This is a genomic window from Streptomyces sp. NPDC096012 (assembly GCF_040426375.1).
Classification (GTDB): domain Bacteria; phylum Actinomycetota; class Actinomycetes; order Streptomycetales; family Streptomycetaceae; genus Streptomyces.
On record NZ_JBEOTD010000006.1, the window covers coordinates 167,984 to 186,154 of the forward strand.

17 protein-coding genes are annotated in these 18,171 nt (G+C 69.5%); 3 read left to right on the top strand and 14 right to left on the bottom strand.

Annotated features, from left to right (window positions below; genetic code table 11):
* Genes nuoL through ABVB68_RS09345 form a run of 12 tightly spaced genes read right to left on the bottom strand, consistent with a single transcriptional unit; the run spans window position 1 to window position 12,858 of the window.
* Window positions 1-1,947: an NADH-quinone oxidoreductase subunit L gene (nuoL, locus tag ABVB68_RS09290; protein ID WP_353600401.1), complete on the bottom strand. Its 1,947-nt coding sequence runs from the start codon at window positions 1,945-1,947 to the stop codon at window positions 1-3.
* 15 nt (window positions 1,948-1,962) lie between these two features.
* The gene (nuoK, locus tag ABVB68_RS09295) at window positions 1,963-2,262 is read right to left on the bottom strand and encodes an NADH-quinone oxidoreductase subunit NuoK (RefSeq protein WP_030641022.1); all 300 of its coding nucleotides are present in this window, start codon (window positions 2,260-2,262) and stop codon (window positions 1,963-1,965) included.
* A complete protein-coding gene (locus tag ABVB68_RS09300; RefSeq protein WP_353600402.1) occupies window positions 2,259-3,104 on the bottom strand; it encodes an NADH-quinone oxidoreductase subunit J in 846 nt (281 codons plus the stop codon). The genes nuoK and ABVB68_RS09300 overlap by 4 nt, the downstream gene beginning before the upstream one ends.
* Complete coding sequence (nuoI, locus tag ABVB68_RS09305) at window positions 3,101-3,742, bottom strand: NADH-quinone oxidoreductase subunit NuoI (RefSeq protein ID WP_353600403.1); 642 nt, start codon at window positions 3,740-3,742, stop codon at window positions 3,101-3,103. The genes ABVB68_RS09300 and nuoI overlap by 4 nt, the downstream gene beginning before the upstream one ends.
* The gene (gene nuoH / locus ABVB68_RS09310; RefSeq protein WP_353600404.1) at window positions 3,735-5,099 is read right to left on the bottom strand and encodes an NADH-quinone oxidoreductase subunit NuoH; all 1,365 of its coding nucleotides are present in this window, start codon (window positions 5,097-5,099) and stop codon (window positions 3,735-3,737) included. The genes nuoI and nuoH overlap by 8 nt, the downstream gene beginning before the upstream one ends.
* Entirely contained in the window at window positions 5,096-7,624 is a 2,529-nt protein-coding gene (locus ABVB68_RS09315; RefSeq protein WP_353600405.1) for an NADH-quinone oxidoreductase subunit G, read from the bottom strand. Before ABVB68_RS09315 ends, nuoH begins: the two co-directional genes overlap by 4 nt.
* On the bottom strand, window positions 7,621-8,970 hold the full coding sequence (gene nuoF / locus ABVB68_RS09320; RefSeq protein WP_353600406.1) for an NADH-quinone oxidoreductase subunit NuoF: 1,350 nt from the start codon (window positions 8,968-8,970) through the stop codon (window positions 7,621-7,623). Before nuoF ends, ABVB68_RS09315 begins: the two co-directional genes overlap by 4 nt.
* Window positions 8,967-9,836: an NADH-quinone oxidoreductase subunit NuoE gene (gene nuoE, locus ABVB68_RS09325; RefSeq protein ID WP_353600407.1), complete on the bottom strand. Its 870-nt coding sequence runs from the start codon at window positions 9,834-9,836 to the stop codon at window positions 8,967-8,969. The genes nuoF and nuoE overlap by 4 nt, the downstream gene beginning before the upstream one ends.
* Window positions 9,833-11,155: an NADH-quinone oxidoreductase subunit D gene (locus tag ABVB68_RS09330; protein ID WP_353600408.1), complete on the bottom strand. Its 1,323-nt coding sequence runs from the start codon at window positions 11,153-11,155 to the stop codon at window positions 9,833-9,835. The genes nuoE and ABVB68_RS09330 overlap by 4 nt, the downstream gene beginning before the upstream one ends.
* Window positions 11,152-11,934 carry an NADH-quinone oxidoreductase subunit C gene (locus ABVB68_RS09335; protein ID WP_353600409.1) on the bottom strand — a complete coding sequence of 261 codons (783 nt, stop codon included), beginning with the start codon at window positions 11,932-11,934 and terminating at the stop codon, window positions 11,152-11,154. The genes ABVB68_RS09330 and ABVB68_RS09335 overlap by 4 nt, the downstream gene beginning before the upstream one ends.
* Window positions 11,931-12,485: a NuoB/complex I 20 kDa subunit family protein gene (locus ABVB68_RS09340; RefSeq protein WP_009190037.1), complete on the bottom strand. Its 555-nt coding sequence runs from the start codon at window positions 12,483-12,485 to the stop codon at window positions 11,931-11,933. Before ABVB68_RS09340 ends, ABVB68_RS09335 begins: the two co-directional genes overlap by 4 nt.
* Window positions 12,486-12,498: 13 nt before the next feature.
* Complete coding sequence (locus ABVB68_RS09345) at window positions 12,499-12,858, bottom strand: NADH-quinone oxidoreductase subunit A (protein WP_353600410.1); 360 nt, start codon at window positions 12,856-12,858, stop codon at window positions 12,499-12,501.
* Between the two features lie 774 nt (window positions 12,859-13,632).
* Here ABVB68_RS09345 and ABVB68_RS09350 point away from each other — a divergent pair.
* A complete protein-coding gene (locus ABVB68_RS09350; RefSeq protein WP_353600411.1) occupies window positions 13,633-14,454 on the top strand; it encodes a C40 family peptidase in 822 nt (273 codons plus the stop codon).
* A gap of 478 nt (window positions 14,455-14,932) precedes the next feature.
* Here the strand turns inward: ABVB68_RS09350 and ABVB68_RS09355 are convergent, their stop codons facing one another.
* Window positions 14,933-16,267, bottom strand: coding sequence for a geranylgeranyl reductase family protein (locus ABVB68_RS09355; RefSeq protein ID WP_353600412.1), 1,335 nt, complete (start codon window positions 16,265-16,267; stop codon window positions 14,933-14,935).
* A gap of 47 nt (window positions 16,268-16,314) precedes the next feature.
* Between ABVB68_RS09355 and ABVB68_RS09360 the strand changes: the two genes are divergently transcribed.
* Window positions 16,315-16,833 (top strand): GNAT family N-acetyltransferase, encoded by a 519-nt coding sequence (locus ABVB68_RS09360; protein ID WP_353600413.1) that lies wholly within the window; start codon window positions 16,315-16,317, stop codon window positions 16,831-16,833.
* A gap of 110 nt (window positions 16,834-16,943) precedes the next feature.
* Window positions 16,944-17,252, top strand: coding sequence for a PASTA domain-containing protein (locus tag ABVB68_RS09365; protein WP_353600414.1), 309 nt, complete (start codon window positions 16,944-16,946; stop codon window positions 17,250-17,252).
* A 188-nt stretch (window positions 17,253-17,440) separates the two neighbouring features.
* Here the strand turns inward: ABVB68_RS09365 and ABVB68_RS09370 are convergent, their stop codons facing one another.
* Window positions 17,441-18,136, bottom strand: coding sequence for a demethylmenaquinone methyltransferase (locus ABVB68_RS09370; protein WP_353600415.1), 696 nt, complete (start codon window positions 18,134-18,136; stop codon window positions 17,441-17,443).
* Between the last annotated feature and the right edge of the window lie 35 nt (window positions 18,137-18,171).

The following is an 18,171-nucleotide window of genomic DNA, read 5'->3' on the forward strand; positions in this document are numbered from 1 at the left end:
TCAGACCGCCCTCATCAGCAGGGTCGCGGCGACCAGGAGGGCCGCACCGCCGAACATCGAGACCGCGTAGGAGCGGGCGAAGCCGTTCTGGAGCCGGCGCAGCCGCCCGGACAGGCCGCCGAAGGCGGCCGCCGTGCCGTTGACGACGCCGTCGACCAGGGTGTGGTCGACGTACACCAGGGAGCGCGTGAGGTGCTCGCCGCCGCGCACCAGGACGACGTGGTTGAAGTCGTCCTGGAGCAGGTCGCGCCGGGCCGCGCGGGTGAGCAGCGAGCCGCGCGGGGCGACGGCCGGGACGGGCTTGCGGCCGTACTGGGCCCAGGCGATGCCGACACCGATGACCAGGCAGACCATGGTCGCGCCGGTGACGGTGGTGGCGCTGAGCGGCGAGTCGCCCTCGCTGTGGCCCGTGACGGGCTCCAGCCAGTGCAGGAAGCGGTCGCCGAGGCTGAAGAAGGCGCCGCCGAAGACGGAGCCGACGGCCAGCACGATCATCGGGATCGTCATGACCTTCGGGGACTCGTGCGGGTGCGGCTCGGCGTGCTCACCGTGGTGCTCGGCGGCGGGCTCGGCGCTCGGCGCCTCCGGCGAGCGAGTGGGTTGGTTCTTCCAACGCTCTTCCCCGAAGAAGGTCATCAGCATCACGCGCGTCATGTAGAAGGCGGTGATGGCCGCGCCCAGCAGGGCTGCGCCGCCGAGGATCCAGCCCTCGGTGCCGCCCTTGGCGAAGGCCGCCTCGATGATCTTGTCCTTGGAGAAGAAGCCGGACAGGCCCGGGAAGCCGATGATCGCCAGGTAGCCGAGCCCGAAGGTGATGAACGTGACCGGCATGTACTTGCGCAGGCCGCCGTACTTGCGCATGTCGACCTCGTCGTTCATGCCGTGCATGACGGAGCCGGCACCGAGGAACAGTCCGGCCTTGAAGAAGCCGTGTGTCACCAGGTGCATGATCGCGAAGACGTAGCCGATGGGGCCGAGGCCCGCCGCGAGCACCATGTAGCCGATCTGCGACATGGTCGAGCCGGCCAGCGCCTTCTTGATGTCGTCCTTGGCGCAACCGACGATCGCACCGAAGAGGAGCGTGACCGCGCCGACGACGGTGACGGCCAGCTGGGCGTCGGGGGCGGCGTCGAAGATGGCACCGGAGCGGACGATCAGGTAGACGCCCGCGGTGACCATCGTCGCGGCGTGGATCAGGGCCGAGACCGGGGTCGGGCCCTCCATGGCGTCGCCGAGCCAGGACTGCAGCGGCACCTGCGCCGACTTGCCGCAGGCGGCGAGCAGCAGCATCAGGCCGATCGCGGTGAGTTTGCCCTGGGAGGCGTCCCCGGTGTGGCTGAGGACCGGTCCGAAGGCGAAGCCGCCGAAGGTGGTGAACATCAGCATGATCGCGATCGACAGGCCCATGTCGCCGACGCGGTTGACCAGGAAGGCCTTCTTCGCCGCGGTGGCGGCGCTGGGCTTGTGCTGCCAGAAACCGATCAGCAGGTAGGAGGCGAGGCCGACGCCTTCCCAGCCGACGTACAGCAGCAGGTAGTTGTCGGCGAGGACGAGCAGCAGCATCGCCGCGAGGAACAGGTTCAGGTAACCGAAGAAGCGGCGGCGGCGCTCGTCGTGCTCCATGTACCCGACCGAGTACAGGTGGATCAGCGAGCCGACACCGGTGATCAGGAGCACGAAGGTCATCGACAGCTGGTCCAGGCGGAAGGTGACGTCCGCGTGGAAGCTCTCGACCGGGATCCAGGTCCACAGATGCTGGGTCAGGGTGCGGTGTTCCGCGTTCCTGCCGAGCAGGTCGGCGAAGAGGATCAGGCCGAACGCGAAGGAGGCGGTCGACAGAAGCGTGCCGATCCAGTGGCCGACGCGGTCGAGCCGCCGGCCGCCGACCAGGAGGACGGCCGCTCCGAGCAGGGGCGCCGCGATGAGCAGCGCGATCAGTTTCTCCACGATTCTTCCGACCCCTTACAGCTTCATCAGGCTGGCGTCGTCGACCGAGGCCGAGTGGCGGGCGCGGAACAGCGACACGATGATCGCGAGACCCACCACGACCTCCGCGGCGGCGACGACCATCGTGAAGAAGGCGATGATCTGGCCGTCGAGGTTGCCGTGCATGCGGGAGAAGGTGACGAACGCGAGGTTGCAGGCGTTCAGCATCAGCTCGATGCACATGAAGACCACGATGGCGTTGCGGCGGATGAGAACGCCGGTCGCGCCGATCGTGAACAGCAGGGCGGCGAGGTAGAGGTAGTTGACCGGATTCACTTCGACGCCTCCTCGGGCCGCTTGAAGGTGGCCGGGTCGACCGTCGTGCGCTCCAGGCGCTCCTCCGCGCGCTGCTCCAGTGCCCGCAGGTCGTTGAGCGCCTCCGTGGAGACGTCACGGATCTGGCCCCGCTCGCGCAGCGTCTTGTTGACCGTCAGCTCGGAGGGGGTGCCGTCGGGCAGCAGTCCCGCGATGTCCACGGCGTTGTGCCGGGCGTAGACGCCCGGGGCGGGCAGCGGCGGGAGGTGCACGCCCTCGCGGACGCGCTGCTCGGACAGCTCGCGCTGGGTCTTGGCCCGTTCGGTGCGCTCGCGGTGGGTGAGCACCATGGCGCCGACGGCGGCCGTGATCAGCAGGGCGCCGGTGATTTCGAAGGCGAAGACGTACTTGGTGAAGATGAGGGCGGCGAGGCCCTGCACATTGCCGTTCGCGTTCGCCTGGCCGGCGCCGTTGAACTCCTTCAGGGAGGCGTTCGCGATGCCCGTGAACAGCAGGACACCGAAGCCGACCCCGCACACAAGGGCCAGCCAGCGCTGGCCCTTGATGGTCTCCTTCAGGGAGTCGGCGGCCGTGACGCCGACGAGCATGACCACGAACAGGAACAGCATCATGATCGCGCCGGTGTAGACGACGATCTGCACGATCCCGAGGAAGTAGGCGCCGTTGACGAGGTAGAACACGGCCAGGACGATCATGGTGCCGGCCAGGCAGAGCGCGCTGTGCACGGCCCTCTTCATCAAGACGGTGCACAGGGCGCCGAGCACCGCGACGGTGCCGAGGATCCAGAACTGGACGGCCTCACCGGTGGAGGTGGTGTAGGCGGCCAGGGTCTGCGCGCTCATCGGCCGATCACCTTCTCCGAGGCCGGCTCGTCCTCGCCGAAGGTGGAGGCGGCCTCCTGGGGGACCTCGCCCTTGGACACGGCGACCTGCCGGACGGTGCCGGGGGCGGCATGCGTCACCAGGCCGCGGTAGTAGTCCTGCTCGTCCGTCCCCGGGAAGATCGCGTGCGGCGTCTCGACCATGTTGTCCTCGAGGCCGGCGAGCAGCTGCTCCTTGGTGTAGATGAGGTTGGCGCGGCTGGAGTCCGCCAGCTCGAACTCGTTGGTCATCGTCAGCGCGCGCGTGGGGCACGCTTCGATGCACAGCCCGCACAGGATGCAGCGGGCGTAGTTGATCTGGTAGACGCGGCCGTACCGCTCACCCGGCGAGTAGCGCTCCTCGTCGGTGTTGTCGGCGCCTTCCACGTAGATGGCGTCGGCGGGGCAGGCCCAGGCGCACAGCTCGCAGCCGACGCACTTCTCCAGGCCGTCAGGATGGCGGTTGAGCTGGTGCCGTCCGTGGAACCGCGGAGCCGTGGTCTTCTTCTGCTCCGGGTACTGCTCGGTCAGCCGCTTCTTGAACATGGCCTTGAAGGTCACGCCGAAGCCGGCCACTGGATTCTGGAAACCGGGCTTGGTCTCCTTGGGCTCCTCAGCCATCGGACGCCTCCTTTCCATCCGTAGTTCCGTCACTGACAGTGTCCGGCCCGCCACTGACAATCAGCTCCCGCTCACGGCGCGAGTGACGCCTCGGCACCGCCGGCAGCTCCTGACCGGGTAGCGGCGGTACGGGGAATCCGCCCGCCAGGGGGTCGAAGCCGGGTTCCGGTTCGGCGCTCCGCTCGGTGGTCTTGGCCTTCTCGCGGAACATGTCGGCGACGAAGGAGATCAGCAGCAGGGCGAGGACTCCGCCGCCGACGTAGAGGGCGATGTCGGCGAAGTCGTAGTTCTCGTTGCGCAGCGCCCGCACGGTCGCGACGAGCATCAGCCAGACGACCGAGACCGGGATGAGCACCTTCCAGCCGAGCTTCATCAGCTGGTCGTAGCGCACGCGTGGCAGCGAGGCGCGCACCCAGATGAACCCGAAGAGCAGCAGCTGGACCTTGACGACGAACCAGAGCATCGGCCACCAGCCGTGGTTCGCGCCCTCCCAGAAGGTGGTGATCGGCCACGGGGCCCGCCAGCCGCCGAGGAAGAGGGTGGTGGCCACGGCCGAGACGGTCACCATGTTCGCGTACTCCGAGAGCATGAACAGCGCGAACTTGATGGACGAGTACTCGGTGTTGAAGCCGCCGACCAGGTCGCCCTCGGACTCCGGCATGTCGAAGGGGGCGCGGTTGGTCTCGCCGAGCATCGTGACGATGTAGAGGATGAACGAGACCGGCAGCAGCAGGACGTACCAGCGGTCGTGCTGCTGGTCGACGATCGCGGACGTCGACATGGATCCCGAGTAGAGGAACACGGAGGCGAAGGCCGCGCCCATGGCGATCTCGTACGAGATCATCTGCGCGCAGGAGCGCAGGCCGCCGAGCAGCGGGTAGGTCGATCCGGAACTCCAGCCCGCCAGGACGATGCCGTAGATGCCCACGGAGGCGGTCGCGAGGATGTAGAGCATCGCGATCGGCAGGTCGGTGAGCTGCATCGTGGTGCGGTGGCCGAAGATCGAGATCTCGTTGCCGGCCGGGCCGAAGGGGATCACCGCGATCGCCATGAGCGCCGGGACGGTCATGATGATCGGCGCGAGGATGTAGACCACCTTGTCGGCGCGCTTGACGACGACGTCTTCCTTCAGCATCAGCTTCACGCCGTCGGCGAGCGACTGGAGCATGCCCCAGGGGCCGTTCCGGTTGGGGCCGATGCGCAGCTGCATCCAGGCGACGACCTTGCGTTCCCAGACGATGGCGAACAGCACGGACGCCACGACGAAGGCGAAGCAGAACACCGCCTTCACGACGACCAGCCACCAGGGGTCGCTGCCGAACATCGAGAGGTTTTCAGCGGCGAGGTACGTGCTCATGCCTCCACCTCCTTGGGGGCCTCTTCGGCGGGGACCGCCGGGCCGATGCGGACGAGAGAACCGGGCTGTGCCCCGGTGTCGGAGGCGACGCCGCCGCCGACGGAGTTCAGCGGCAGCCACACCACCCGGTCGGGCATCTCGGTGATCCGCAGCGGCAGCTCCACCGTGCCGGCGGGGCCGGTGACGGCGAGGAGGGCGCCGTCGCCGGCGCCTGCCTCGGCGGCCGTCGCGGCCGACACGCGCGCGTGTGCGGCGTGCCGGGTCCCCGCGAGGGCTTCGTCGCCCTCCTGCAGGACACCCTGGTCGAGCAGCAGCCGGTGCCCGGCGAGGACGGCCTCCCCGGCGGCGGGGCGGGGCAGTACGCCCGCGAACTCCGAGGGCCCCGAGGCGCGGGCGCCGTTCCAGGGGCCGAGCCGGTCGATCTCCGCGCGCGTGGTGCGCAGATCCGGCAGGCCCAGGTGGACGTCCATGGCGTCGGCCAGCATCTGCAGCACGCGGGCGTCGGTCGGTGCGAGACGGCGGGTCATCTGCTCGGGCTTGAGGGCGGCCTCGAAGAACCGCACCCTGCCCTCCCAGTTGAGGAAGGTGCCCGCCTTCTCGGCGACCGCGGCGACCGGCAGGACGACGTCGGCGCGCTCGGTGACCTCGCTGGGGCGCAGCTCCAGGGACACCAGGAAACCGACGCTGTCGAGTGCCTCACGCGCGCGTGCCGGGTCGGGCAGGTCGGCGACCTCCACGCCGGCCACCACCAGTGCCGAGAGTTCGCCGGTGGCCGCGGCCTCGACGATCTGGTCGGTGTCGCGGCCGTAGCGCAGCGGGAGTTCGGCGAGCCCCCACACGGCAGCGACCTCCTCCCGTGCGCGCGGGTCGGTCGCCGGGCGGCCGCCCGGCAGCAGCGACGGCAGCGCGCCCGCCTCGACGGCACCCCGTTCACCGGCACGGCGCGGGATCCACACCAGTTGGGCACCGGTCGCGGTGGCGGCCCGTGCGGCGGCGGTGAGCCCGCCGGCGACCGTCGCCAGCCGCTCGCCGACGACGATGACGGCGCCCTCGGTCCGCAGCGCCTCGGCGGCGAGTGCGCCGGGCTCCTCCAGGCCGGTGCCGCTCGCGAGGGCGTCGAGCCACTCGGTCTCGGTGCCGGGTGCGGCCGGCAGCAGCATGCCGCCCGCCTTCTCCAGGCCCCGGGTGGCGTGCGTGGCCAGCGCGAACACCCGCTGACCGTGGGCGCGCCAGGCCTTGCGCAGCCGCAGGAAGACGCCGGGGGCCTCCTCCTCGGACTCGAATCCGACGAGGAGGACGGCGGGCGCCTTCTCCAGGGAGGTGTACGTGGCTCCCGTACCGTCGAGGTCACGGCCGTGGCCCGCGACGTGGGCCGCGAGGAAGTCGGCCTCCTCGCCGCTGTGCACGCGCGCGCGGAAGTCGATGTCGTTGGTGCCGAGCGCCACGCGCGTGAACTTGCTGTACGCGTAGGCGTCCTCGACGGTCAGCCGGCCGCCGACCAGGACGCCGGCCCGGGAGCGGGCGGCGGTCAGCCCGCGCGCGGCCGCTTCCAGTGCCTCCGGCCAGGAGGCGGCCTCCAGGACACCGTCGGCGTTGCGCACCAGTGGGGTGTCGAGGCGGTCCTTGTGCTGCGCGTACCGGAACGCGAAGCGTCCCTTGTCGCAGATCCACTCCTCGTTGACCTCGGGGTCGTTGGCCGCCAGCCGCCGCATGACCTTGCCGCGCCGGTGGTCGGTGCGGGTCGCGCAGCCGCCCGCGCAGTGCTCGCAGACCGACGGCGAGGAGACGAGGTCGAAGGGGCGGGAGCGGAAGCGGTAGGCCGCCGAGGTCAGCGCGCCGACCGGGCAGATCTGGATGGTGTTGCCGGAGAAGTACGACTCGAACGGGTCGCCCTCGCCGGTGCCGACCTGCTGGAGCGCGCCCCGCTCGACCAGTTCGATCATCGGGTCGCCCGCGATCTGGTTGGAGAAGCGGGTGCAGCGGGCGCACAGGACGCACCGCTCGCGGTCGAGCAGGACCTGGGTGGAGATCGGTACGGGCTTTTCGTAGGTGCGCTTCTTGCCCTCGAAGCGGGACTCGGCATGGCCGTGCGACATCGCCTGGTTCTGCAGCGGGCACTCGCCGCCCTTGTCGCAGACCGGGCAGTCCAGGGGGTGGTTGATGAGCAGCAGCTCCATCACGCCCTGCTGGGCCTTCTCGGCGACCGGCGAGGTGAGGTGGGTCTTGACGACCATGCCGTCGGTGCACGTGATGGTGCAGGAGGCCATCGGCTTGCGCTGGCCCTCGACCTCGACGATGCACTGGCGGCAGGCCCCGGCCGGGTCGAGCAGGGGGTGGTCGCAGAACCGGGGGATCTCGATGCCGAGTTGTTCGGCGGCCCGGATCACCAGGGTGCCCTTGGGCACGCTGAGCTCGGCGCCGTCGATCGTCAGCGTGACGAGGTCCTCGGGCGGGACGGCGGCCTCTCCCCCTCCCGCGGGGAGCGGGCCTGCGGCGGAGCCGCTGTTGGCCTGCTGTACGGTCATGCGTTCACCTCCGGGCGATCCGCCCAGGCCGTCGACTTGGCCGGGTCGAAGGGGCAGCCCCGGCCCGTGATGTGCTGCTCGTACTCCTCGCGGAAGTACTTCAGCGAGGAGAAGATCGGTGAGGCGGCGCCGTCACCGAGGGCGCAGAAGGACTTGCCGTTGATGTTGTCGGCGATGTCGTTCAGCTTGTCGAGGTCGGACATCACGCCCTTGCCGGCCTCGATGTCCCGCAGCAGCTGCACCAGCCAGTAGGTTCCTTCGCGGCACGGTGTGCACTTGCCGCAGGACTCGTGGGCGTAGAACTCGGTCCAGCGGGTCACCGCCCGCACCACGCAGGTCGTCTCGTCGAAGCACTGCAGGGCCTTGGTGCCGAGCATGGATCCGGCGGCGCCGACGCCCTCGTAGTCGAGGGGGACGTCGAGGTGCTCGTCGGTGAACATCGGGGTCGAGGAGCCGCCCGGCGTCCAGAACTTCAGGCGGTGTCCAGGCCGCATCCCGCCGCTCATGTCGAGGAGCTGGCGCAGCGTGATGCCGAGCGGTGCCTCGTACTGGCCGGGGCTCGCCACGTGGCCGCTGAGCGAGTAGAGCGTGAAGCCCGGGGACTTCTCGCTGCCCATCGACCTGAACCATTCCTTGCCGTTTTTCAGGATGGCGGGAACCGACGCGATCGACTCGACGTTGTTCACCACAGTGGGACAGGCATAGAGGCCTTCCACCGCAGGGAAGGGGGGACGCAGCCGCGGTTGACCGCGGCGGCCTTCGAGCGAGTCGAGCAGCGCGGTCTCTTCACCGCAGATGTACGCGCCCGCGCCCGCGTGCACGGTGACTTCGAGATCGAGCCCGCTGCCCAGGATGTTCTCGCCGAGGTAGCCGGCCGCGCGGGCCTCGCGCACGGCCTCGTGCAACCGCCGCAGGACGGGGACGACTTCACCACGCAGGTAGATGAACGCATGCGACGACCGGATGGCATAACACGCGATGACAATGCCCTCGATGAGGCTGTGCGGGTTCGCGAAGAGGAGCGGGATGTCCTTGCAGGTCCCGGGCTCCGATTCGTCGGCGTTGACAACTAGATAGTGCGGTTTTCCGTCTCCCTGGGGAATGAACTGCCACTTCATTCCGGTGGGGAATCCAGCGCCGCCGCGCCCACGCAGACCGGAGTCCTTGACGTAGGCGATCAGGTCGTCCGGTGACATGGCGAGCGCCTTGCGGAGCCCCTCGTACCCCTCGTGCCTCCGGTAGACGTCCAGGGTCCAGGACCGGTCCTCGTCCCAGAAGGCCGACAGCACGGGTGCGAGCAGCTTCTCGGGACTGGTGTCCTTGAGTTCGGGTGCCACGGTCATCACTCCCCCTCCTCGGCGGTAGGCCCTGCCGGGTGGGCGGGGTCGGAGGCCGACGTCTCCTGCGGCGCGTCGTGCGAGCTGAGGTGCTCGGCCGGTGACGGCTCGTGCATCGCGTCCGCGGACTCCTCGTGCGGACCGCCGTCGCGTGGGTGGACCACGCGCGCGGGTGCGGCCTCTCCCCTTGCCAGGCGAAGGCCCACCAGCGACGCGGGTCCCGCGCTGCCGCTCTCCTCGACGGCCCCTGGCCGCTCGTCGGGGAAGCCGGCGAGGACGCGCGCGGTCTCCTTGAAGGTGCACAGGCGCGCGCCGCGCGTGGGCTGTACGGGCCGTCCCGCGCGCAGGTCGTCGACCAGGCGCTTGGCGCTGGCCGGGGTCTGGTTGTCGAAGAACTCCCAGTTGACCATCACGACCGGCGCGAAGTCGCAGGCCGCGTTGCACTCGATGTGCTCCAGGCTGACCTTGCCGTCCTCGGTGGTCTCGCCGTTGCCGACGCCCAGGTGCTCCTGGAGGGTTTCGAAGATCGCGTCGCCGCCCATCACCGCGCACAGCGTGTTGGTGCACACGCCGACCTGGTAGTCACCGGACGGCTTGCGCCGGTACATGGTGTAGAAGGTGGCGACGGCGGTGACCTCGGCCGTGGTCAGGTCGAGCATGTCCGCGCAGAACCGCATCCCGGTGCGCGTGACGTGGCCCTCCTGCGACTGCACGAGGTGGAGCAGCGGCAGCAGGGCGGACCGGGAGTCCGGGTAGCGCGCGATCAGTTCGCGCGCGTCCGCCTCCAGCCGGGCCCGGACGTCGTCCGGGTACGCGGGCGCGGGCAGTTCGGGCATGCCCAGGCTGACGCCCCGCTCCGAGGAACTGGTGGTCACCGGTCGACGCCTCCCATCACGGGGTCGATGGATGCGACGGCGACGATGACGTCGGCGACCTGGCCGCCTTCGCACATGGCCGCCATGGCCTGCAGGTTGGTGAAGGACGGGTCGCGGAAGTGGACCCGGTAGGGGCGGGTGCCGCCGTCCGAGACGGCGTGCACGCCGAGTTCGCCCTTGGGTGACTCGACGGCCGCGTACGCCTGTCCCGGCGGAACGCGGAAGCCTTCGGTGACCAGCTTGAAGTGGTGGATCAGGGCCTCCATGGAGGTGCCCATGATCTTCTTGATGTGGTCGAGGGAGTTGCCGAGCCCGTCCGGTCCCAGGGCGAGCTGGGCGGGCCAGGCGATCTTCTTGTCGGCGACCATGACCGGGCCCGGCTGGAGCCGGTCCAGGCACTGCTCGACGATCCTGAGCGACTGGCGCATCTCCTCCAGGCGGATCAGGAAGCGGCCGTAGGCGTCGCAGGTGTCGGCGGTGGGCACGTCGAAGTCGTACGTCTCGTAGCCGCAGTAGGGCTGAGCCTTGCGCAGGTCGTGCGGCAGGCCGGTGGAGCGCAGCATGGGGCCGGTGACGCCGAGGGCCATGCAGCCGGCCAGGTCGAGGTAGCCGATGTCCTGCATGCGGGCCTTGAAGACGGGGTTCCCGGTGGCGAGCTTGTCGTACTCCGGGAGGTTCTTCTTCATCTTCTTCACGAACTCACGGATCTGGTCCACCGCGCCGGGCGGCAGGTCCTGGGCGAGTCCGCCGGGGCGGATGTATGCGTGGTTCATCCTGAGGCCCGTGATGAGCTCGTAGAGGTCGAGAATCATTTCACGATCACGGAAGCCGTAGATCATGATCGTGGTGGCGCCCAGCTCCATGCCTCCGGTGGCGATGCACACCAGGTGGGAGGAGAGCCGGTTCAGCTCCATCAGGAGCACCCGGATGATGTCGGCGCGTTCGGTGATCTCGTCCTCGATACCGAGGAGCTTCTCGACGGCGAGGCAGTAGGCGGTCTCGTTGAAGAAGGACGTCAGGTAGTCCATGCGCGTGACGAAGGTGGTGCCCTGTGTCCACGTGCGGAATTCGAGGTTCTTCTCGATGCCCGTGTGCAGGTAGCCGATGCCGCAGCGGGCCTCGGTGACCGTCTCGCCCTCGATCTCCAGGATCAGGCGGAGCACTCCGTGGGTGGACGGGTGCTGGGGACCCATGTTGACGACGATGCGCTCGTCGTCGGCGCGGGCCGCGGACTGGACGATCTCGTCCCAGTCGCCACCGGTGACCGTGTACACGGTGCCCTCGGTGGTCTCGCGGGCGGATGCTGACTGCGTGCTCACGAGTACGACCTCCGCTGGTCCGGAGCCGGGATCTGGGCGCCCTTGTACTCGACGGGGATGCCGCCGAGGGGATAGTCCTTGCGCTGCGGGTGGCCCTGCCAGTCGTCCGGCATCATGATCCGGGTCAGGGCCGGGTGATCGTCGAAGACGATCCCGAAGAAGTCGTAGGTCTCGCGCTCGTGCCAGTCGTTGGTCGGGTAGACGGAGACCAGGGACGGGATGCGCGGGTCGCTGTCGGGGGCGCTGACCTCGAGGCGGATCAGCCGGTTGTGGGTGATCGAGCGCAGGTGGTAGACGGCGTGCAGTTCCCGGCCCTTGTCGTGCGGGTAGTGGACGCCGCTGACGCCGGTGCACAGCTCGAAGCGCAGGGCCGGGTCGTCGCGCAGGGTGCGGGCGACGCGGACGAGGTGTTCGCGTTCGATGTGGAAGGTCAGCTCGCCGCGGTCGACGACCGTCTTCTCGATGGCGTTGGCGGGCAGGAGGCCCTGCTCCTCCAGTGCGCCCTCCAGTTCGTCGGCCACCTCGTCGAACCAGCCGCCGTAGGGGCGGGTGGCCGGTCCCGGCAGCCGGATGGAGCGGACGAGACCGCCGTAGCCGGAGGTGTCGCCGCCGCTGTCGGCGCCGAACATGCCGCGCTGGACGCGGATCTCCTCGCCGCCCTGGCCGCGCTGGCCGGGGAGGTTGGAGGCGGCGAGGTCCTTCTCGGGGTTCACCCCGTTCGTCCCGTCCGGGCCGTTCGCCGACCCGTTCACACCGTTGGTGCCGTTGCCGTCGCTCACCGCAGCAGCCCCTTCATCTCGATCGTGGGGAGGGCCTTGAGCGCCGCCTCCTCCGCCTCGCGGGCCGCCTCCTCGGCGTTCACGCCGAGCTTGGTGGACTGGATCTTCTGGTGGAGCTTGAGGATCGCGTCCATCAGCATCTCGGGGCGGGGCGGGCAGCCGGGCAGGTAGATGTCGACCGGCACGATGTGGTCGACGCCCTGGACGATCGCGTAGTTGTTGAACATGCCGCCCGAGGAGGCGCAGACGCCCATGGAGATCACCCACTTCGGGTTGGGCATCTGGTCGTAGACCTGCCTCAGGACCGGCGCCATCTTCTGGCTGACCCGGCCGGCGACGATCATCAGGTCGGCCTGGCGCGGCGAGCCGCGGAAGACCTCCATGCCGAAGCGGGCCAGGTCGTAGCGGCCGGCGCCGGTGGTCATCATCTCGATGGCGCAGCAGGCGAGGCCGAAGGTGGCCGGGAAGACGGACGCCTTGCGCACCCAGCCCGCGGCCTGCTCGACGGTGGTCAGCAGGAAACCGCTCGGCAGCTTTTCTTCGAGTCCCATGTCTAAAGGCCCCTCAGTCCCATTCCAGGCCGCCGCGCCGCCATACGTACGCGTACGCGACGAAGACAGTGAGCACGAAGAGCAGCATCTCCACGAGCCCGAAGATCCCCAGGACGTCGAAGGTGACGGCCCAGGGGTAGAGGAAGACGATCTCGATGTCGAAGACGATGAAGAGCATCGCCGTCAGGTAGTACTTGATGGGGAAGCGCCCGCCGCCGGCCGGCGTGGGGGTCGGCTCGATACCGCACTCGTAGGCCTCGAGCTTGGCGCGGTTGTACCGCTTCGGACCGATCAGCGTGGCCGAGACCACGGAGAAGATCGCAAAGCCTGCCCCGAGGGCTCCCAGTACGAGGATGGGCGCATAAGCGTTCACCGCTCCTCGCTCCTCTCAGTCGGCGCTGACTGCATGGGCTTTCCCCTGGTCGAGCGAGACCGGGGGGACGTGCACTGGGCTCACACCCGCCTCTCCGGTCCCACGAGCCCCGCTCGTCCCGGGCGAAGATCGAGAACATGTGAAGCAGGTCACAAGCCCAACTGCCTCGCATCTTATGCCCGCCGCTCTGTGATCTGCGACACGGGGTATTGCACAAGCTTTGTGATCTCCACCACCTGACGAAGGATCATGAAGTCGGATGATGAGTGATCTTCATACTCGAAGCGTTCAGTTGATCACCAGAAGTGACATTCCCGCTCGTCACCGCAGGCCGGAAGGGGCGTCTCCATATCAAGAGACTTCCGACGCATGCAAATTGGCACTGGACGCGACCGCTTGATAGAGGACCGCGTTCACACCTCCGAGGGAGGTGTGGGGGGTGATGTGGACGGGGTGCGGGTGCGTGCGCGCGTTCACGAGCGCCGCGGACACCGGACGCCACCCTTCCGGTAATCGTTCCGTGACCTCCGCCACACTCGTGAGAGTCTCCCGAGAACCGGGGTTGGCCAACCGTCCCAACCAGTGGTAGGTGGGGGGCAATTCGGACGTAATGATCAAAGGCCGTGATCAAGGGCGTGATCACCGTCGTCCGCAATGTCCGTTACGGCGTCAATAAAGAGCGACACGCCCGGGATTAGGGGGCCTGATTGAACAACTGTGGCGCACCACACGTTTCTTGAAGATATGAAGGAGCCCCTGGTACCGGTTGTTCCCATGTCCCACACCGCTCACATACGCAGCCACCGGAAGCCCCGCCGCAGCGCGTCGACCCTCGCGATGCGGGCCGGAGTTGCCGGTGGCGTCCTCAGCACCCTGGCAGTCGCCGGGGCGTCAGGTTCGGCGAACGCTGCCGAGCCGGTGACGCAGACCCTCGAGCTGCCCACGCTGACGGCCGACCTGGCCACCCAGGCCGCCAAGTCCGCGGACGCCATGCAGCAGGCCGCCGCGAACTACGAGCTGCGTGCCGAGCGTGACGCCGCCGCCGCAAACGCCGCGAAGCAGGCCAAGGCGGACCTGGCTGAGGCGAAGAAGAAGGCCGAGGCCAAGAAGAAGGCCGAGGAGACCGCCCGCAGGCAGGCCGCCGAGCGCGCCACCCGCAGCGCGGACCGCACGACGCTCTCCGCCACGGCGGGCGCCGGTTCCGTCTCCGTCTCGACGTCCACCGGATCGTCGACGGCGACCGGTTCGGCCGCCGCCGTCATCAGCTTCGTCAAGGCGCAGGTCGGCAAGGCGTACGTCTCCGGCGCCACCGGCCCCTCCGCCTACGACTGCTCGGGCCTGGTGCAGACGGCCTTCCGGCAGGTCGGCATCAGCCTGCCGCGCGTCTCCCAGGACCAGTCGACCGCCGGCACCCAGGTCTCGCTGAGCAACCTGCAGCCGGGCGACATTCTGTACTGGGGCGGTGCGGGCAGCGCGTACCACGTCGGGGTGTACGTCGGCGACGGTATGTTCGTCGGCGCGCAGAACCCCTCCACCGGTGTCGTGGAGAGGCCGCTGTCGTACGACCCGCCCTCCGGCGCCGTGCGAGTGCTCTGAGGGCACCTCGCACCTCTCACGCGCGTTGGGGCCGCAGCCGCTCGGGGGCAGCGGCCCCTGCGCCCTTTCCGCGTAGCCCGGCGCCCGGGACCGGCGGGCCATCAGTCCGGGGACGGTCCGGGCCTGTTCGTGTACGACGGGGGCGCCCCCCTGGACCGCTCTCGAAGCGGGAGAAAAAGGACGCCCGGCAGCAGACGGCGACCCAGCGGGGTGAGGTCACGCCCGCCGGACCGCCGAGACCGGGCCCTGAGCCCCGTCCTGAGCCGGCCCCGAGTCCGCCCTGGGCCCCGGTCCTGAGCCGGCCCCCAGCCCGCCCTGAGCCGGTCTCAGGCCTTCGCCGAGCCACGCCTGAGCCGGGCTCGGCCTTCGGGGTGTCTTGCTCAGGCCATCGGGATGTCTCGCTCAGGCCTTCGCCGAGCCAGGCCTGAACCCGGCTCGGCCTTCGGGGTGTCTCGCTCAGGCCATCGGGATGTCTCGCTCAGGCCTTCGGGGCCACCTTGCTCAGGCCGTTGATGATCCGGTCCATGGCGTCGCCGCCCGTGGGATCGGTGAGGTTCGCGAGGAGCTTCTGGACGAACTTCATCAGCATCGGGTGCGTCAGGCCCCGCTGGGTGGCGATCCGCATGATCTTCGGGTTGCCGATGAGCTTCACGAAGGCGCGGCCGAGGGTGTAGTAGCCGCCGTAGGTGTCCTTGAGGACCTGCGGGTACCGCTGCAGGGCGATCTCGCGCTGTGCGGGCGTGGCCCGCGCGTGGGCCTGGACGATGACGTCGGCGGCGATCTGGCCGGATTCCATGGCGTAGGCGATGCCCTCGCCGTTGAAGGGGTTCACCAGGCCGCCGGCGTCGCCGACGAGCAGCAGGCCCTTCGTGTAGTGGGGCTGGCGGTTGAAGGCCATGGGCAGGGCGGCGCCGCGGATGGGGCCGGTCATGTTCTCCGGGGTGTAGCCCCAGTCCTCGGGCATGGACGCGCACCAGGCCTTCAGGACCTCGCGCCAGTCCAGTTCCTTGAAGGAGTCCGAGGTGTTGAGCACGCCGAGGCCGACGTTCGAGGTGCCGTCGCCCATGCCGAAGATCCAGCCGTAGCCGGGCAGCAGGCGGTCCTGGGGGCCGCGGCGGTCCCACAGTTCCAGCCAGGCCTCCAGGTAGTCGTCCTCGTGCCGGGGCGAGGTGAAGTACGTGCGCACGGCGACGCCCATGGGGCGGTCCTCGCGGCGGTGCAGGCCCATGGCGAGGGACAGGCGGGTGGAGTTGCCGTCGGCGGCGACGACGAGCGGCGCGTGGAAGGTGACCTCGCGCTTGTCCTCGCCGAGTTTGGCGGTCACGCCGGTGATGCGGCCGGTGCGGTCGTCGACGATCGGGGCACCGACGTTGCAGCGCTCGTACAGGCGGGCGCCGGCCTTCTGGGCGTTCTGGGCGAGCTGCTCGTCGAAGTCGTCGCGCTTGCGGACCAGTCCGTAGTCCGGGAAAGAGGCGAGATCCGGCCAGTCGAGCTGGAGCCGGACACCGCCGCCGACGATGCGCAGGCCCTTGTTGCGCAGCCAGCCGGCCTCCTCGGAGATGTCGATGCCCATGGCGACGAGCTGCTTGACCGCGCGAGGGGTGAGGCCGTCGCCGCAGACCTTCTCGCGCGGGAACTCGGTCTTCTCCAGGAGCAGGACGTCGAGGCCGGCCTTGGCGAGGTAATACGCGGTCGTGGAGCCGGCTGGCCCCGCGCCCACGACGATCACATCGGCGGTGTTGTCGGAGAGGGGCTCGGTCACGGCGGGTTCTCCCCAAGGTTCGAAATATGCGTGCCGACCGGCACTGGACATGGGCAGTCTATTCAGCAGAATTGATCACCCGCCTGAAGGGCTGCCTTGTGAACAGACCTCTGCCCGCGGTACGGCTGCGCGTTCCCACCCACGAGGACGCGGTCGCCTGGCACCGAGTCTTCGACGACCCCGAGGTCATGGAGTTCTACGGCGGCCGGTCCGCCGCGCTGTCGGTCTACGAGGAACTCACCGCGCGCCAGCGGCGGCACGACGCGGAGCACGGCTTCTGCCTGTGGACGATGCTGGACGAGGCCGGTGAGGTCATGGGCTTCACCGGCGCGCAGCCCTGGCGGCCGGACTGGGGGCCGGTCGGCGAGACGGAGATCGGCTGGCGGCTCGGGCGGGCGTACTGGGGCAGGGGGTACGTCACCGCCGCGGCGCTGGAGACGCTCCGGCGGGTGCGGGCGGCCGGGGTGCCGGGTGTGGTGGCGATGGTCCGGCCGGGCAACGAGCGGTCGATCGCGGTGATCCGGCGGCTCGGCATGGAGCCGGCGGAGACGTACGAGCACCCGACGCTCGGGGAGCCGGCGCTCTGCTACCGACTCACCCTGAGTGACGCTGAGTAGCCGTCTGTTACAGAATGATACCGGCGCCTTCCGGGTGGGGCGCGCGGGGGGTTACCCTTCCAGTACCGCTGGGGGTGACATTTGTGCGTATAACACCCAAAAAACCCGAAGTGCGTGTTCCACGGCTGGTCGGACTGATGGCCGTGGACGCACGCGAAACGGCCCGGGCGCAGGGCCTGTTCCTCAACGCGCCGGACCGCCCGGACTTCCTCCACACGGTCGTCGACTACGTCGTACGCCAGTCTCCGCAGCCCGGCGCCGAGGTGCCGCCGGACTCGATGGTGTACGTGTGGTTCGACTTCGGTGAGGGCGAGGGCGGCGGGGGCGTGCGCGAACCGCGCATCCCGCGTCCGCCGAGCGGCGGCCTCCGGCGGGAACTCGGGGAAGCGGGAGACGCCTTCGAGATGATCGACCGGTGAGACCCCGGAGTCCGCTGGGACCGCAGAGGTCACGGAGCCGCTGGGACCACGGAGTCTCGGAACCGCTGGGACCACGGAGTCTCGGGACCGCTGGGGCCACGGAGTCTCGGGACCGCTGAGACCGCAGGGACACCGGAGTCCGCTCGGCCCGCGGAGACCGCCGGGACCGGTGGGTCGCCGGCCGGGGTTCAGCTCTCCTTGAAGCCGCGGTGCAGGGCGACCACACCGCCGGTGAGGTTGCGCCACGCCACCTTCGACCAGCCCGCCTTGCGCAGCCGTTCGGCGAGGGCGGGCTGGTCGGGCCAGGAACGGATGGACTCGGCGAGGTAGACGTAGGCGTCCGGGTTCGAGGAGACCGCGCGCGCCACCGGCGGCAGGGCCCGCATCAGGTACTCGGTGTAGACGGTCCGGAAGGGCGCCCACGTGGGGTGCGAGAACTCGCAGATCACCACGCGCCCGCCGGGCCGGGTCACGCGAAGCATCTCCCGCAGGGCCTCGTCGGTGTCCTGGACGTTGCGCAGCCCGAAGGAGATCGTGACGGCGTCGAAGGTGTCGTCCTTGAACGGCAGCCTGGTCGCGTCGCCCGCCGTGAACGGCAGCCAGGTGTGCCTCTTCTTGCCGACCTGCAGCATGCCGAGGGAGAAGTCGCAGGGGACGACGTACGCGCCCGACCGGGCGAAGGGCAGCGAGGAGGTGGCCGTGCCCGCCGCGAGGTCGAGGATCTTCTGCGCGGGGCGCGCGTCGACCGCCTGCGCCACCTCCTTGCGCCAGCGCCGGTCCTGGCCGAGCGACAGCACGTCGTTCGTCAGGTCGTACCGTTCCGCCACGTCGTCGAACATCGAGGCGACTTCGTGCGGCTGCTTGTTCAGGGAAGCGCGGGTCACCCGGCCATTGTTGCAGCACGGTCTCGGCACCGGAG